Annotated in this window: 19 protein-coding genes; all 19 read left to right on the forward strand. The window is 30.7% G+C overall.

Annotated features, from left to right (window positions below; genetic code table 11):
- Window positions 1–89 precede the first annotated feature (89 nt).
- A complete protein-coding gene (rpsU, locus tag P3X86_RS12285; RefSeq protein ID WP_483292991.1) occupies window positions 90–272 on the forward strand; it encodes a 30S ribosomal protein S21 in 183 nt (60 codons plus the stop codon).
- Window positions 273–282: 10 nt separating this feature from the next.
- The gene (locus tag P3X86_RS12290; RefSeq protein ID WP_483292992.1) at window positions 283–726 is read left to right on the forward strand and encodes a GatB/YqeY domain-containing protein; all 444 of its coding nucleotides are present in this window, start codon (window positions 283–285) and stop codon (window positions 724–726) included.
- A 204-nt stretch (window positions 727–930) separates the two neighbouring features.
- A complete protein-coding gene (locus P3X86_RS12295) occupies window positions 931–2,226 on the forward strand; it encodes an NfeD family protein (RefSeq protein ID WP_483292993.1) in 1,296 nt (431 codons plus the stop codon).
- A gap of 77 nt (window positions 2,227–2,303) precedes the next feature.
- Window positions 2,304–3,284: a flotillin-like protein FloA gene (gene floA / locus P3X86_RS12300; RefSeq protein ID WP_483292994.1), complete on the forward strand. Its 981-nt coding sequence runs from the start codon at window positions 2,304–2,306 to the stop codon at window positions 3,282–3,284.
- Between the two features lie 29 nt (window positions 3,285–3,313).
- Window positions 3,314–3,757, forward strand: a complete 444-nt coding sequence (locus tag P3X86_RS12305) for a hypothetical protein (RefSeq protein WP_483292995.1) — start codon at window positions 3,314–3,316, stop codon at window positions 3,755–3,757.
- 104 nt (window positions 3,758–3,861) lie between these two features.
- On the forward strand, window positions 3,862–4,137 hold the full coding sequence (yqfC, locus tag P3X86_RS12310; protein ID WP_483292996.1) for a sporulation protein YqfC: 276 nt from the start codon (window positions 3,862–3,864) through the stop codon (window positions 4,135–4,137).
- A gap of 16 nt (window positions 4,138–4,153) precedes the next feature.
- Window positions 4,154–5,335 (forward strand): sporulation protein YqfD, encoded by a 1,182-nt coding sequence (yqfD, locus tag P3X86_RS12315; protein ID WP_483292997.1) that lies wholly within the window; start codon window positions 4,154–4,156, stop codon window positions 5,333–5,335.
- Between the two features lie 21 nt (window positions 5,336–5,356).
- Complete coding sequence (locus tag P3X86_RS12320; protein ID WP_483292998.1) at window positions 5,357–6,343, forward strand: PhoH family protein; 987 nt, start codon at window positions 5,357–5,359, stop codon at window positions 6,341–6,343.
- A 28-nt stretch (window positions 6,344–6,371) separates the two neighbouring features.
- Entirely contained in the window at window positions 6,372–8,471 is a 2,100-nt protein-coding gene (locus tag P3X86_RS12325) for an HD family phosphohydrolase (protein ID WP_483292999.1), read from the forward strand.
- A 5-nt stretch (window positions 8,472–8,476) separates the two neighbouring features.
- Window positions 8,477–8,941 carry an rRNA maturation RNase YbeY gene (gene ybeY / locus P3X86_RS12330; RefSeq protein WP_483293000.1) on the forward strand — a complete coding sequence of 155 codons (465 nt, stop codon included), beginning with the start codon at window positions 8,477–8,479 and terminating at the stop codon, window positions 8,939–8,941.
- Between the two features lie 67 nt (window positions 8,942–9,008).
- A complete protein-coding gene (locus P3X86_RS12335; protein WP_483293001.1) occupies window positions 9,009–10,277 on the forward strand; it encodes a hemolysin family protein in 1,269 nt (422 codons plus the stop codon).
- Window positions 10,278–10,298: 21 nt separating this feature from the next.
- A complete protein-coding gene (locus P3X86_RS12340) occupies window positions 10,299–11,381 on the forward strand; it encodes a DUF3048 domain-containing protein (RefSeq protein ID WP_483293002.1) in 1,083 nt (360 codons plus the stop codon).
- Between the two features lie 39 nt (window positions 11,382–11,420).
- Complete coding sequence (cdd, locus tag P3X86_RS12345) at window positions 11,421–11,816, forward strand: cytidine deaminase (RefSeq protein WP_483293003.1); 396 nt, start codon at window positions 11,421–11,423, stop codon at window positions 11,814–11,816.
- Between the two features lie 9 nt (window positions 11,817–11,825).
- A complete protein-coding gene (era, locus tag P3X86_RS12350) occupies window positions 11,826–12,713 on the forward strand; it encodes a GTPase Era (RefSeq protein ID WP_483293004.1) in 888 nt (295 codons plus the stop codon).
- 237 nt (window positions 12,714–12,950) lie between these two features.
- Window positions 12,951–13,694 (forward strand): DNA repair protein RecO, encoded by a 744-nt coding sequence (gene recO / locus P3X86_RS12355; protein ID WP_483293005.1) that lies wholly within the window; start codon window positions 12,951–12,953, stop codon window positions 13,692–13,694.
- 60 nt (window positions 13,695–13,754) lie between these two features.
- On the forward strand, window positions 13,755–14,336 hold the full coding sequence (locus P3X86_RS12360; protein ID WP_483293006.1) for a DUF4342 domain-containing protein: 582 nt from the start codon (window positions 13,755–13,757) through the stop codon (window positions 14,334–14,336).
- 253 nt (window positions 14,337–14,589) lie between these two features.
- Window positions 14,590–15,978, forward strand: a complete 1,389-nt coding sequence (locus P3X86_RS12365; protein ID WP_483293007.1) for a glycine--tRNA ligase — start codon at window positions 14,590–14,592, stop codon at window positions 15,976–15,978.
- 129 nt (window positions 15,979–16,107) lie between these two features.
- Window positions 16,108–16,740 (forward strand): transcriptional regulator CcpN, encoded by a 633-nt coding sequence (gene ccpN / locus P3X86_RS12370; protein WP_483293039.1) that lies wholly within the window; start codon window positions 16,108–16,110, stop codon window positions 16,738–16,740.
- 10 nt (window positions 16,741–16,750) lie between these two features.
- A complete protein-coding gene (locus tag P3X86_RS12375; protein ID WP_483293008.1) occupies window positions 16,751–17,557 on the forward strand; it encodes a pyruvate, water dikinase regulatory protein in 807 nt (268 codons plus the stop codon).
- Window positions 17,558–17,877 lie beyond the last annotated feature (320 nt).

The following is a 17,877-nucleotide window of genomic DNA, read 5'->3' on the forward strand; positions in this document are numbered from 1 at the left end:
TGGAATTTGAGGTATAATGATTTAGTGCCTATTTTCATTTACTGTGTCCCTAAGGATTTAAAGCAGTAAACGAGGGGAGGGAGAAATTGATGGCAGAGATTAAAGTAGGGGAAAATGAAACTCTAGATAATGCTCTTAGAAGATTTAAAAGACAATGTTCTAGAAGTGGAGTGCTTTCAGAACTTAGAAAAAGAGAGCATTACGAAAAGCCAAGTGTGAAGCGTAAAAAGAAAGCAGAAGCAGCTAGGAGAAAGAATAATAAAAGAAGATAAGAGGTGAGTTATGTCTCTTAAAGGAAAGCTTTTAGAAGATCTTAAACAATCGATGAAGCAAAAAGATACACTTCGTAAGAATGTTATCACAATGGTTAGAGCTGGTATTAAGCAAAAAGAGGTAGATGAGCGTATAGAATTAAATGATGAGCAAATCTTGGACGTTATATCAAAGCAAATTAAACAAAAAAAAGATGCTATAGAGAGCTTTAAGCAAGGCTCAAGAGATGATTTAGTTCAAAATACTTACAATGAAATAGATATACTGATGCAATATCTACCAGAGCAGTTGTCTAATGAAGAGGTCGAAGCTATTGTTAAAGAAGTGATAAATGAAGTAAATGCTACTAGCATGAAAGATATGGGTAAAGTTATGGGCAAACTTGTACCTAGAATAAAAGGCAAAGCAGACGCCAGTATTGCTAGCAGTTACGTAAAAAAAATATTAGGTTAGTTACTAAAATCTGAGCATATATAGTGTTCAGATTTTATTTTTTTACTTAGTTTTCTAATATTATAAACAAAAATATAAGTGCCGATTTACAAAATATAGTATTTATTAAAAATAATTTAATAAAATTCATTAAATAAATCTAGTAAAAAATATTTGCTTGTATTATAATAATCAAAAGGCTATTTATGGAAAGGGGAGTGTTTTATGAAAGCATCTAGAAATATTATTAAATGTTTATTTGTGATGATGTTTGTACTTACAATATGTTCAGGATTTGTATATGCAAGCGATTCAGAGGGTGATGTATATGTAGTACCAATAAAAGGAGACATAAACAAAGCCACCTATGAATATGTTAAGAATAATGTCAAATTAGCATTATCAGAGAATTATAGTGCTATTATATTTGAGATAGATACATATGGAGGATATATTGAATATGCAGAAAAAATAAAAAAAGAAATAGTATCAATCAATATCCCTACCATATCTTATGTAAATGATAAGGCTGAATCAGCAGGCGTATTGCTAGCAATATCAGCTAATAAAGTAGCAATGGCTCCAGGGGCAACTATAGGTTCGGCTGAGCCAATACCTAACAACCCCAAAATACTATCTTTATGGGTAGAGATGCTAAAAGCTACTGCTAAACTAAGGAATAGAAATGATGAGTTAGTTGCTGCCATGGCAGACAAAAATATAGAGATTGAGGGAGTAGTGAAAAGAGGATATTTATTAAATTTAAACTACGAAGATGCAAAAAGACTTAATCTTTCAGATGCTATAGCAAGTGACTACTCTGAGATTTTAGAAAAATTAGATGTTAAATATAATAAAATAGTAGTTGCAAACTATAACTTTAAAAATACTATAGTGAGTATTTTATCAAATCCATTTATCGTAATGTTATTAATTGTATTAGGGTTCATAGGTTTAATTGCGGAAATTTTCACACCTGGATTTGGTATTGGAGGTACCCTTGCGATATTATGCTTTGGTTTATATTTCTGGGGAGGTGTAGTAGCTGGAAATTCTGGGTATGCAGCAGTGATTATGTTTGTTGTAGGTATTGTTTTATTGCTTATAGAGTTAGTGATACCAGGCTTTGGAGTACCAGGAGTAGGAGGATTAATAAGCATTGTTGTATCTATATTATTAGCATCAGAATCAGTTATGCATGGAGTGATATATCTGGTTTCTGCATTCTTAACTAGTGGGTTGTTTATATTTATAATGGTCAAGTATGGTCAAAAAAGCCCAATGTTTAATAAGCTAGTTCTTACAAAAAGTCAGGATGATAGTTATACTAGTTCAAAAGCAGATATTAACTTGATAGGTAAAGAAGGTATAGTTGTGGCATCTCTAAGACCAGCAGGTACTATAAAAATTGATGAAAGTAGAATAGATGCTGTGTCAGAGGGGCAATTTATAAAAAAAGGCTCAATAGTTGAGGTAACAAAGATAGAAGGAAGAAGAATTGTAGTAAAAAAGAAAAAATAAATTTGCATTATTTTGATAACGGTGTTATTATTATCAATAATACAAAAATTTAGTTAAATTTGGGAGGGAGCAAAGGTATGGATGGTTTAGTTTTCTTAATTATTATTGTTGTTGCTGTAGTGATATTTTTAACTTTATTGTTTAGCTTTATTCCAGTAGGGTTATGGATAACTGCTTATTTTTCAGGAGTTAAAATAGGACTTTTCACACTTGTTGGGATGAGATTTAGAAGAGTTATTCCATCAAGGATAGTTAATCCACTCATTAAAGCCACAAAAGCTGGATTGAAATTGGATTTGAACGAGCTGGAAGCACATTACTTAGCAGGTGGTAATGTAAATACTGTAGTCGATGCACTTATCGCAGCACAAAGAGCTGAGATTGTATTACCGTTTGAAAGAGCAGCAGCGATAGATTTAGCAGGAAGAAATGTATTAGAAGCTGTAAGAGTAAGTGTTAATCCAAAGGTTATTGAAACACCAAAAGTATCGGCAGTAGCTAAAGATGGTATAGAGGTTATGGTAAAAGCGAGAGTAACTTTAAGAGCAAATATAGAAAGACTTGTCGGTGGTGCAGGGGAAGAAACAATCATAGCAAGAGTTGGAGAAGGTATAGTAACTACAGTTGGTAGTGCAGTAAGCCATAAACTAGTGCTAGAAAATCCAGATTTGATATCACAAACAGTTTTAGAAAAAGGACTAGATGCAGGAACTGCATTTGAGATATTATCTATAGATGTAGCTGATGTTGATGTAGGAAGAAATATAGGTGCTAAATTGCAGACAGACCAAGCTGAAGCAGATAAGAGGATTGCTCAAGCTAAAGCTGAGGAAAGAAGAGCTATGGCTGTTGCTAAAGAGCAAGAAATGAAGGCAGAGGTTCAATCAATGAGAGCTAAAGTTGTAGAGTCTGAAGCACAGATTCCACTTGCTATAGCCAAAGCATTTGAAAAGGGTAATCTAGGTGTAATGGATTATTATAACATGAAAAATGTAGTGGCTGACACAGATATGAGAACATCTATATCCAAAATAAACGTTGATAAAGAAGACAAATAGTAATATATACTAGGAAGGATTTGATGTCTATGGACAATATTATTGATATTCTGGTGTCGTCGTCGTTAATAATAGGATTTATTGGCTATATAGCAGGTAAAATTAATAAAATAGCTAAAGAAGCAAATAAAGGTACAAACCATGCAGTAAATTCTGGTAGTAATTTACAGGTAGTAAATGGAGTTAATATACATCATGCAAAGGGAGAAGTAAAACAGATAGAATCAACTAAAACAGATGAAGAAAGAACTGTGGAAGAAGCTATTTATGATAGTCAAGAAGAGATAGCAACAGTAGTTAAAGAAACACCTTATTCAATCAAACAGACTCAAGCTCAGAAAAAAAATTATACCCAAAATACTTCATCTAAAAAGGATAACAATAATTTTGGACTATCATTTGCCAAAGATGATGTACTAAAAGGCGTTATAATGGCTGAGATATTAGGAAAACCAAAAAGTTTATCTAAATAATCAGTATAGGCGAGAAGATTGCTAAAATCTTCTCGTTTTTATTTTGCCCATGTAGTAATACATCATAAAAAAAATACATATTTTTATATAAAGGAGGGCTTTGCGTGAAAAATATAGATAAAATAAAGAGTGACATTTCAGATGTGCTAGAACTACCGAAAGACATAGTTATGGACCTTCCAAAGATAACTATGATAGGGAATATCCAAGTTTATATAGAAAATCATAAAGGAATTTTAGAATATAGTAAAACTGTAATTAGAGTAAAATACAAGGATGGGATCATAAAAGTATTAGGAAATAATATGCTGTTAAAGACAATAGTGAGTGAAGAAATCATAATAACTGGTGTAATAAATGAAATCGAATATTTGATTTAATAAAGAGGTGTTATATTTGCTTATTATAAGATTATGGAATTATTTTAGAGGATATGTTATTATTAAAATTGAAGGATTAATGCTAGAAAGGTTTATAAACAACTCAATAGATGATAATATATATTTATGGGATATAGACAGAGTAGATTATACAACATTAGTAGCTAAAGTTGGTGTAAAAGGTTTTAACAGACTAATACAAAAACTAGGAAGTAATAGCTTTAAAGTAAGTATAATCAAAGAAAAGGGATTTCCTTTTTTTATATCTAAATTAAAGCATAGAAAAATGATGGCAGTGGGAAGCTTAATATCATTAATAATTATATTTTATTTGACATCGTTTATATGGGTAATAGAAGTAGTAGGAGAAGATAAAATTGTAAACGATAAAGTGATATCGCATTTAAAACAGTACAATATAAGACCAGGAATAAGAAAAGCAAATATAGATATAAAGCAAATAAAAGATAAATTGATTATAGATATTGACGATATATCTTATACAAGAGCAGAAGTAGTTGGAACAAAATTAGTAATAGAGGTAAAGAAAAGAGATGTAAAAAATGAAGTCGATAACAAAAGCCCATGTAATATAGTTGCAAATAAAAATGCAATCATATATAAAATAATAGCTAAAAATGGCAAAGCATTAGTCGAAAAAGGAGATGTGGTTAAAGCAGGACAGATATTAATTACAGGACAGATAGAAGATGAAAGACTAGAAAAGCCTCTTTTAGTTCATGCTAATGGAGAAGTATTAGGAAAGACAAATTACACAAAATATATAAAAGAACCAATAAGCAAAGAGATAAAAGAGGAAACAGGAAAGACTTATACAGTTAAGGAACTAAAAATAGGAAGCAAAAGCATCAGCGTATCAAATGGAAAAATTCCTTTTGATTGCTATATAGAAAAAACTAAGAGTAATAAACTCATAGATAACGCACTAATGAGCTTGCCAATAGAAATAATTACACATAAATACTGTGAAGTAGTTTTAAAGAACATAAAACAGGATGTAGAAGCATTGAAAGAAGTTCTTAGGGTTAGAGGTATTCAGAATCTTATGAGTAACATTCCAAAAAACTCGAAGGTAGTGTCACAAAATGTTTCTTATAAAATAGATGAACAGTACATTACTGCGATACTACACATTGAAGTTATGGAGAACATTACCTTAAAAAAAATTATAAAATAACAATGTACCCTAATAGTCAGAATGGAGGATTATAATTTGAATAAAGAAGTAGTAGAGAAAAGGATTAAGATAAGCGAAGAGGATTATTCAAGAGAACTCTTTGGAGATTTAGATAGTAATGTAAAAACGATAGAGAAAGAATTCGATGTAGACATAGCATATAGAGAAAATGACATAATAATAATAGGGAACAAAGAAAATGTTAATGCTGTTGGAATATTAATATCAAAGCTAGTTGATATAATTAAAAATAAAAAAACATTAACAGATCAAGAATTAGCATATACTATACAGCTAGTTCAGGAGGGAAATGGTGACTTAGTAAAAGAACTAATAAATGATGTCATGTGTACCACTTATTCGGGAAAACAGATAAAACCTAAAACAATAGGGCAAAAAAGATATATAGAAGCTATGAAAAATAAGGATGTAGTGTTTAGCATAGGGCCTGCAGGAACTGGTAAAACATATCTTGCAGTAGCTATGGCAGTAAATGCATTTAAGAATAAAGAAGTAAGTAGAATCATTCTTACTAGACCAGCAGTAGAAGCAGGAGAAAAATTGGGTTTTTTACCTGGTGATTTGCAGGATAAAGTTGATCCATATTTAAGACCACTAAACGATGCACTGTTTGATGTTTTAGGAGGAGAAGCTTTTGCAAAGCACAAAGAAAGAGGATCTATAGAGATTGCTCCTCTAGCATATATGAGAGGTAGAACACTTGATTCGGCGTTTGTAATATTAGATGAAGCACAAAATACAACATCTGAGCAAATGAAGATGTTCTTAACAAGATTAGGATTTGGCTCAAAAGCAGTAATTACAGGAGATATAACACAGATAGATTTACCAAATGGCAAAACATCAGGACTTAAACAAATAACGAAGATATTAAAAGGTGTAGAGGGAATAGATTTTATAACATTATCAAAAAGTGACGTAGTGAGACATCAACTGGTTAAAAGAATAATAGAAGCATACGAAAAATTTGAAGATAAACAAAAATAATATGTGATGAGGCTTGTGGGGTGGAAACATGCTTTTTAAAAAGCATAATATTAGGAAAAGATTAAAAAGCACTAAAGTAAATAGATTTTTAAAAAGAAGATTGATTAAACAAATATTACTTTTTGTATGCTTTACTATTGTGTTATCAGGGATTTTTATATTTAACATGACTACAAATAAAATATCAGCAGAAGTAGGAGATGTAGCTAGGCAAGATATTGTAACTAATAAAGATATAGTAGATAAAATTGAAACTAACAGACTTAGAGAACAATCAATGGACAAAGTAGAGCCAATATACAAATTTGATTTATCAGTGCAAGTTAATGTTAAAACAAAGATAAATAACTTTTTTGATATTATACAGATGATAAGAAACTCGCAAGACGAAAATAAGATTCTTCAAAAGGAATTGTTAAAAAGAGAAGCAGATATAGAATTGAGTGATAATGACTTTAGTATATTATTGACAACTAAAAAATCAGATCTGGATAAATTACAAAGTTATATAGGTGATATCATTTTTCAGGTTATGGCAAAGGGAATAAAAGAAAAAGATTTAGAAGAAAGTAAAGAAGTACTAATTGAAAACTTTGATAAAATAGAAGATCTGAAAGATTCAAATAAAAGAATAGGCAGAGAAATAATAGTCAATTTTTTAAAACCAAATATGTTTCTAGATATAAAGCAGACAAAAGAAGCAAAAGAGGCTGTAGCAAAGCAGATAGAAGACATAAAAATAAAAAAAGGACAAGTTATAATATTAAAAGGTGAAGAATTTAAAAAAAGGCACATTGCACTATTAAGAGAAAGCGGTCTCTTAAAAGAAAAAAATATGAAAGAATATAAGCCTAAAATAGGGTTAATATTACTGGCAGTACTGATAGTATGTAGCTTTATAGTATACCTATATTATTTAAATAGGAAGCTATTATATAACCCTAAGCTATTATTTATGGTTATGCTAATAGTCATAGTTATACTTTTGTTAGGAAAGAGCGTTAGTGATGTATCAACATATTTAGTGCCTATAGCGACAGCAACAATGCTTATAACAATACTACTAGATGAAAAAGTATCAATTTTCATTAATTTAATAATGGTAATACAACTAGCTTATATCACAAATGCATCACCAAGTATTATAGTGTTGTATATGCTGAGTGGTTTAGTTGGAGCAATAGGTGGAAAAGAGGCTAATCACAGATACAAAATATTTGTAGTGGGACTAGTAGTAGGATTAGTAAATGTATTCATGTCGGTGTCTATAGGATTGATTTTGGATGAAGGTGCATATTTAATAGTACAACAAAGTATCTTTGGTATATTAAATGGAGTTATGTGTAGTGTTATTACAGTAGGTTCACTGCCACTTTGGGAGAGTGTATTTGGTATAATTACACCACAAAAGCTATTAGATTTATCTAACCCAAATACTCCAATAATGAAAAGATTACTATTAGAAGCTCCAGGAACTTATCATCACAGTATAGTAGTAGGTAATCTTAGTGAATCAGCAGCAGAGGCTATAAATGCCAATGCGTTGCTTGCTAGAGTTGGATCATATTATCATGATATAGGGAAGTTGAAAAGACCATATTTCTTTAAAGAAAACCAGTTTAATTCTGCTAATCCACATGATAAATTAAAGGCTAATCTTAGCACTATAGTCATATTAAATCATGTAAAAGATGGTGTAGAAATGGCTAAAAAATATAAGCTACCAAAATTCATAGAGGATATAATAAGACAGCATCATGGAAGAACATTAGTAGCATTTTTCTATCACAAGGCGTTAAATAGTGAGAAAAGTGAGTCTGTAAGAGAAGAAGATTTTAGATATCCTGGACCTAAGCCACAGACTAAAGAAGCAGCCATAATAATGCTAGCTGATTCAGTAGAGGCAGCAGTAAGATCAATACAAGAGCCTACAAAGGTTAAAATAGAAAGTTTAATTAAAAAGATAATCAAAGCAAAGTTAGAAGATGGACAGCTTGATGAAAGTGAATTGACCTTTAAAGATTTGGATATAATAGCAAATAAATTTACAATAATATTACTTGGTATATTCCATGAAAGAATCGAATATCCTAAATTAAACATTGATGAAATAAAAGGAGGCATATAAATAATATGCAACTACTGATAGACAATAGACAAGAGAAAATAGAGATTTCACAGGAGATAATAGAAGATATAAAAAAAGTAGTTAGCGAGTGCCTAATGCTTGAGAGAGGAAACACTGATTATGAAGTAAGTGTATCTTTTGTAGACAATGAAGAAATAAAAACACTTAATAGGATGTATAGAAATAAAGATAGCTATACTGATGTATTATCGTTTCCTATTGAAGATGATAGCATATTCATAGAAGGACAAGAAAGCATGTTAGGTGACATAGTTATATCAGTTGAAAAAGGAATAGCACAAGCTAAAGAATTAGGACATTCAATAAAAAGAGAGTTGATGTATTTAACTGCTCATAGTATGTTTCATCTTTTAGGATATGATCATATGACTGAAACTGAAAAAGAAATTATGAGACAAAAAGAAAAAGATGTTATGAAAAACCTTAAAATATTTAAAAGCGATAAATAAAACATACAAGTTTGTCATGTAATTGGGAAACATATAAATAGTTAACTATTTATAGGAGGCTAATTGCATGGCTTTTTATTTTAAAATTGTAGCATTAATAGTACTTCTTTATCTGTCATCTGTATTTTCAAGTGCAGAAACTGCATTAACAGCAATAAAACCAACGAATATAAGAAATATAAAAGAAAAAGATGCACGTAAAGGAGAGTTGATAAAGAAATTAAAACAGCAAATAAATTCAGTATTATCAGTAATATTGATAGGAAATAATGTAGTAAATGTTGCAGCTACAGCTATAGTAACAGAGCTTACGTTAAAGTTTTTCAAAAAAGATGGGTCAATAGTTATTTCAACTGTTATAATGACTGTGTTGATAGTCGTATTTGGAGAAATAACACCTAAAACATTTGCTACTCAAAACCCGGAGAAGATAATTACAAAGCTAGGTAAAATGTTGGATATATTAGTGAAGGTGTTTAAACCATTACTTCATATATTGACTGGCTTTACAAATGCAATTATCAAGTTATTAGGCGGAGAGACTAGTAAAAACGTAGCATTCATAACTGAAGAAGAGATAAAATCCATAGTAAATGTAGGAGAAGAAGAAGGTATACTTGAGCATCATGAGAGAATGATGATAGAAGGCGTTTTTGAGATAGATGATACAGATGTCACAAATGTGATGGTGCCTAGAGTAGACATAATAGCAGTATCAATAAAAAGTAATCTAAAAAAAGCACTATCAATAATTATAGAAAACGGACATTCTAGAATTCCTATATTTGAAAATAGTATCGACAATATAGTAGGTTTATTATATGCCAAGGATATATTGCCATTTGCTTTTGATAATGAGCTTGATATAAATGAAGCATCAGTAAAAGAGCTTATGAGAGGAGCATACTATGTTCCTCAAACAAAGAAAATAGGAGAGCTTTTAAAAGAAATGCAAACACAGCAAGTCCATATGGCTATAATACTTGATGAATATGGTGCAACAGAAGGCTTAGTAACTATAGAAGATATAATAGAAGAAATAGTAGGAGATATACTGGATGAATACGATGCAGAAGAAAATATAATAGAAAAAATAGGAGATAACAGATATAATGTAAAAGCAGACATAGAACTAGAGGACTTTAATGAAGCCTTTAACGTAGATTTGCCATATGAAGATTTTGACTCATTAGGAGGTTATATATTTAACTCTCTAGGTAGAGTAGCGGTAATTGGTGATAAAATTAAATATAAAGATTTAGTTATGTCTGTGTTAAAAGTCAATAAAAGAAGGATATTGAATGTTGAGGTAGAAGTAATAAAGGCAAAAGTGTAAAAAATAAATGGGGGTTACATAATGAAAAGATTTTTATGTATAGCAATGATTTTAAGTCTAATGATTACAGTAATAGGTTGTGGAAGTGACAAAGATGTGGTTGATAATAATGAAATACCAGTACAACAAAAAGAAGTAAAACAAAGCCCAGAGGAGAAACCAGAACAACAAGAGCCAGAAAAAATAGTTGTAGAAGGTGTTAAATCTCCGTTGAGTGGTATAATTGTACCAGAGGAAAAAATAAATAGAAGACCTGTTACAGTAATGTTTGATAACCATAGGGCAGCTAGGTGGCAAGCAGGATTAAGTCAAGCTGAAATTGCCTATGAGATGTTGGTTGAAGGACGTATAACGAGATATTTGGGTGTGTTTTTAGTAAACGAGCCTAAAGTGATAGGATCAGTGAGAAGTGCGAGACCATATTTTATAAGTGCAGCTCTTGAATATGACCCACTATACGTTAGATGTGGTGGTAGTGAACAAGCAAAAGCAGATGTAAAGAAATTAAAAGTTGCAGATATAGATGGACTATACAGTGGAGCTTTTTATAGAAACTATAAAACAGGTAAGAAAAACGAACATACACTTTATACAAGTATGGAAAAAATAAGAAAGGAACAAAAAAGAAGGAAATACAGAGAAACAGCAAACTTCACACCATTTTTATTTAACAATGAAGATATAGATATAATAACAGATACGTCTTTTAGTGCAAAAGAAGTGTTTATAGACTATAAACTTAAAAATACTACTAAATACATATACGATAGCAAGAATAAGGTATATAATAGATATAAGGATGGTAAACAACACATAGATGAGACTAATAAAGCTCCTATAGTAGCCAAAAACATAATAGTCCAAAAAGCTAGTACAAAAGCAATAGATAGCTATGGTAGATTGAGTATTGCTACAGTAGGAAAAGGCTCAGGTTATTATATAACTAATGGAAAGGGAATAAATATTACTTGGAAAAAGAGTGATAGAAAAGCAAAAACAAAATACTTTGATGAAGATGGTAAAGAAATTATACTTAATCCAGGAGTTACTTGGATACAAGTAGTTGAGGCAAAGCCTATAGTAAAATTTGATACTAACAATTAATGAACTAATTAGCACAATGGATGAAAGCAGGTGTAGACAATGGATATAAATGAATTGGTTAAAAAGGCTATAGAAGCAAAAAAACTGTCATATGCTCCTTATTCAAAATTTAAAGTTGGCAGTGCCTTATTAGGGAAAAGTGGTAAGGTATATACAGGTTGTAATATAGAGTATGCATCATATAGTCCTACAATTTGTGCAGAGAGAACAGCAATAAGTAAGGCTGTAAGTGAAGGAGAAAGAGAATTTGAAGCTATAGCCGTGTGTGGAGATTCAGAGTATTCATATCCATGTGGAGTATGTAGACAGGTTATGAGAGAATTTTCTAAAGACATGAAGGTTATAGTTGTAAAATCAGAAAACGAATACAAAGAGCATACATTAGAGGAGCTATTACCATATAGCTTTGGGCCAGAGGACTTACAAAACGTATAGGAGGAACAAATGAAATATAAATCAGGATTCGTAACAATAATAGGTAGACCTAATGTTGGTAAATCAACATTGCTAAATAATATTATAGGAGAAAAACTATCCATAATATCAGATAAACCGCAGACAACAAGAAACAAGATACAGTGTATTCATACAGAAGATGAATGCCAAATAGTATTTTTAGATACACCTGGTATACACAAACCTAAGAATAAATTAGGTAACTATATGATGGACGCAGTAAAGAGTACATTTGCGGGAGTAGATATAATACTGTGGCTAGTAGATGAGAGCTTAAAGCTAGGAGCAGGAGATAAATATATACTAGAAGAATTAAAAAAAATAAAAGCTAAAAAAATACTAGTAATAAATAAGATGGATAAACTAAATAAAGCTAGTTTAGCTAATATAGCTATGCAATACGAAGAATTTGGTATATTTGAAGATATAGTGCCAATATCTGCATTGAAAGATATAAATGTTAATAGACTATTAAATAGAATAAAAAAACATCTGCCAGAAGGTCCACAATATTTCCCGGGCGACATGATAACAGATCAACCAGAAAGATTTATAGCAGCAGAAATAATAAGAGAAAAAGCTCTGCATTACTTAGACCAAGAGATACCACATGGTATAGCTGTTGAGATAGAAAAGATGAAGAGTAGAAATAATAAAGAAATAGTAGATGTAAGTGCAACAATTTATTGTGAGAGAGACTCACACAAAGGCATCATAATAGGGAAAAATGGTAGGAAGTTAAAAGGTATCGGAAAAGCATCTCGGATGGAGATTGAAAGATTACTTGGTAGCAAAGTTTTCTTAGAACTTTGGGTCAAAGTAAAGAAGAATTGGCGTGACAAAGTGAGCTTAATAAAAAGAATGGGTTATAAGTAAAATAAAATTAGAATAATTTGATTCCACAAATAACACTTTTTACATAGAATAATTGAACTTCTTAGTAGCAAACTATCTATAAGTACAAGTTAAAATTAGGAGGAGTTTATATGCTACAAGATATTATGTGGAAGTTATTTGAGAAAACAGGAAGAATAGATGTATATATTGATTACAAAGAAACACTGAAATACAACGAAGATATTAATCAAATCTAGAATATAATAGAGGTGTATTATGCTACTTAAATTAGAGGGGGTAGTATTAAAAGAAACAAAATATAGTGAAAGTGATAAGATATTGACCATTTTCACTAAAGAAAATGGAAAAATACAAGGAATAGCAAAAGGTGCTAGAAAACAGAAAAACAAATTGTTTTCTAGCACACAATTACTAACTGTAAGTAATTTTGTGGTTTATCGTGGTAGAAATATGCATACAATTAACCAAGGCGATATGATTAAAACATATTCTAGTGTAAGAGAAGATTTGGACAGACTAACATATGCAATGTACGTATTACAATTAGTAGATGCATCAGTTCCAATAAACGAACAAAATATTAAAGTATATAACTTACTATTAAAAACACTAGAAGTTTTATCAAAAACTACAGAGGGATATATAAAAATAATACTTGCATTTGAATTAAAGCATATGAGCTTTATAGGCTACAAACCTAATACAAAGAGATGTTGTGAATGTGGTAAAGAAGTTATAGGAGAAGCGGTGTTTAGTTCTAAGAGTGGTGGAGTTCTTTGCGATGTATGCAAAAGCTATAATTCGTATGATTTCATGCTTGATAAGAATCTTGCAGAAGGTTTAAGGCTATTAATGTATTCTAGATTAGATGAGTTAGACAAGATTAAGTTAGACTATGGTGAGCTTAAAGAATTACAAAAATTAACAAGAAAATATATAGAATATTACGTAGATAAAAAAGACTTTAATGCACTAAAATTTCTCGATTTCATATCATAATTAATAGTATAACAAATATAGATGACTAAAAATATAATAATATAAATAAGGAGGGGTAAGATGAATATCAGTTTAGAAAAAATTGATGCTCTAAGAGAAAGAGCGGATATATCCTACAAAGAAGCAAAGGAAATTCTAGAAAAGTATGAGGGTGATTTAGTAGAAGCGTTAATACACATCGAAGATTTAGGCAAAAATAAGTGTTGCAAAGATAAGGTAAACAAAACAGTGGACACGGTAATAGATAGTGTAAAAGAAGTCATAAGAGCAGGGAATGTAAATAAGATACTATTAAAAAAAGATGATGAGACAATTATGAATATTCCTGTAACTATTGGTGCTATTGGTATATTTTTAGCTCCAGTTTTATCAGCACTTAGTTTTACAGGTGCATTACTTACAAAATGCTCTATAGAAATAATAAAAGAAGATGGAGATGTTATAAGTATAAGCAACTTTGCTGATGATACTATAAACAAGGTGAAGAATGTCACACAAGATACGTTAGGCGCTGTAAAGAGTAAGACAGAGGATACATTAGAGAAAATAAAAAAAACTAAGCAAAAAGATGAAGATGTAGAAGAAAAAGAAGAGAAATATATAACTATAAGCAAAGAAGAGAATGATGAAGACGAAGAATAAAATTTAGTTGCTTAAATAAAGGCTATAAAGGATGTAAAGTAATGGTAAATTCGTGGATTAAAGCCTAATAAATTAACTCATTGTGAAACAGCCCTAAGGGAGGTCTTGTGAGAAAGCACTACAAATCTTTAAGACAATCCCTTATTTTATTTGTATAGGTATTGACAATAAGATAATAATTGAATAAACTTGTTTTCATAAAAGGAATACTATTATAGAATATATATGAAACAACCTTTAAGGAGGAAACGATATGAAAGAAGTAACAATGCAAAACATAGTATCATTAGCTAAGGCTAGAGGTTTTATATTTCCTGGATCAGATATATACGGAGGATTAGCGAATACATGGGATTATGGACCATTAGGAGTAGAGCTTAAAAATAATGTAAAAAAAGCTTGGTGGAAAAAATTCATACAAGAGTCACCAATGAATGTAGGTTTAGATAGCGCTATACTAATGAACCCTGAGGTTTGGGTTGCATCAGGGCATGTTGGAGGTTTCAATGACCCGTTGATGGATTGCAAGAAATGTAAATCAAGATTTAGAGCAGATAAATTAATAGAAGATTTTATTAAAAATAAAGGATTAGAAGAAGTCATAGTTGATGGATGGACTAATGAGCAAATGGAAGACTACATAAAAGACAAAGAAATAAAGTGTCCGGATTGTGGAAGTAATGACTATACAAATATTAGGCAGTTTAATCTTATGTTCAAAACATACCAAGGGGTTACAGAGGGATCAAAAACAGAGATATATTTAAGACCTGAAACAGCACAAGGTATATTTGTTAACTTCAAGAATATGTCCAAAACAGCTAGAAAAAAAATCCCATTTGGTATAGGTCAGATTGGTAAATCATTTAGAAATGAGATAACACCAGGAAACTTTACATTTAGGACAAGAGAATTTGAACAAATGGAAATGGAGTTTTTCTGCAAGCCTGAAGAAGACTTGAAATGGTATGAGTACTGGAAAGAATTCTGTATAAATTGGCTTTATGATTTAGGTATAGATAAAGAAAGTCTTAGGATAAGGGATCATTCAGAGGAAGAACTATCACATTACAGTAATGCAACAGCAGACATAGAATTCAAATATCCATTTGGTTGGGGTGAACTTTGGGGTATAGCTGATAGAACTGATTTTGATTTAAAGAGACATATGGAACATTCGGGTGTTGATTTAAGATATATAGACCCAGTTACTAACGAGAGATATTTACCATATTGTATAGAACCAGCTCTAGGAGCAGATAGAGTTACTTTAGCATTTTTAATAGATGCTTATAATGACGAAACCTTAGAAGATGGAACTACTAGAAAAGTATTAAAGCTACATCCTGCGTTAGCACCATTTAAAGCTGCAGTGTTTCCTCTGACTAAAAAATTAGACAAAGAGGCTACAGAAATTTATTCTGAGTTAGCTAAATCATTTATGGTTGATTATGATGCATCAGGTAATATAGGAAAGAGATATAGAAGACATGATGAAATAGGAACACCATATTGTATAACATTTGACTATGATTCTTTAGAGGATAAGTGCGTAACAGTAAGAGAGAGAGATACAATGGAGCAAGAGAGAATCAAGATATCTGATTTAGAAAACTATATTAGAGAGAAAATAAAGTATTAGTTATAGGATAGACGAAGGGGTATTTCATATTATTGAGATATCCCTTTATTTACAATTGTCCTATTTTAATTTATACTAAAATAAAGAGTTTAATAATGATAAAACCATGTAGATGAAGAGGTGATAGATATTCAATTTTCAACTCGGCAAAATAAGATCATAGAAATAGTAAAAGAAAAACAACCAATATCTAGCGAGCAAATAGCCAGTATGCTAAAAGTAACAAGAGCAACCCTAAGAGCTGATTTATCAGTTTTAACAATGATGGGTATGCTAGATGCTAGACCAAAGGTTGGATATTTTTTTACGGGGCAATCAATAAATACGATTTTTGCTAATCAAATAAAAGACATTAAGGTAAAAAGTTTCGTATCCACTCCAGTCGTGGTAGATGAAGAAACCAGTATATACAACGCAATAGTGACATTATTTTTAGAAGATGTAGGAACAATATTTGTAACATCAAAAGGTTATTTAGTAGGTGTAGTATCAAGAAAAGATTTCTTGAAAAGTGTTATAGGTAATTCAGATACAAATAAAGTACCTGTTGGATTAATTATGACCAGAATGCCTAATATAGTTATGGCATATCCAGAGGAAACTATGTATGATGTAGCAGTAAAAATAATAAATCATCAAGTAGACTCTCTTCCAGTAGTAAAAAAAGAAGAGAGTGAAGGTAAAATTCACTATAAAGTAATTGGTAGGATTTCCAAAACTAATATAACAAGTCTTTTTGTAGACTTGGGGGCAAAAAAATAGGAGGTATGAGATGAAAAGCAATATAGTTGTATACGTATTATCTGATTCAATAGGAGAAACAGGAGAACAGGTTGCAAAGGCTGCAATGAGTCAGTTTAATACAGGTAATTATGAGATAAGAAGATTTCCTTACATAACAGATGAAGAGCAAATAAAAGAGATAGTCGACGAAGCAAAACATGAAAAATGTATAATACTTTTTACCATAGTAGTTACAGAGCTAAAAAATTACCTAATAGATAAATGTGAAGAGCGTGATATAAATTACATAGATTTGATGACGCCAATAATAGATCATATACAAAATGTGCTATCTCAGTCTCCTAAAAGAGAACCAGGACTTATAAGAAGATTAGACGAGAAATATTTTAGGAAAGTAGAAGCAGTAGAGTTTGCAGTAAAATATGATGATGGGAAAGATGCTAGAGGTATTAAAAAAGCAGATATAATACTCGTAGGAGTATCTAGAACATCAAAAACACCACTTAGTATGTATTTAGCACATAAAAACATAAAAGTAGCAAATGTTCCACTAATTCCAGAGGTATCACCACCAGAAAGTTTATTTGAAATAGATCATAAGAAGATTATAGGTCTTACAGCTAACCCTGAAAAACTAAATCAAATTAGACAAGAGAGATTAAAAGCATTAGGACTTGATAATAATGCTAATTATGCAGCGCTAGAGAGAATATTAGAAGAGCTAACGTATGCAGAAAAGATAATGAAAAAGTTAGGCTGTACTATAATAGATGTTTCAAACAAAGCGGTAGAAGAAACAGCAGGAATAATACTAGATATGATTAAATATAAATAAAAGAATGAGTCATGTTTTAAAATGAATCCTATAGAATAGACACTCGTAAAAGAGAGTTTATTCATATAGGGTTTTTTGTGTAAAAATAGCCAATACTAAGGTGTTTTTCGTTTAACATATTGGGTGTCTGAAAAGACACCCATAAGATTACTCTTTGTATAATATTACCTGATTGTATTAATACCTTTGAACAAAGATCTGATCATAAGAATGGGAAGGATCATCCATACAATAACAATTACATTGCGGTGGAATAACAGCTAAAGAAGTAAATTTTTCTTTTTTACTAATTCTTTTCATTTAATTCGCTCCTTTCAAGT

It is taken from the genome of Abyssisolibacter sp. ZYX002 (assembly GCF_056892235.1).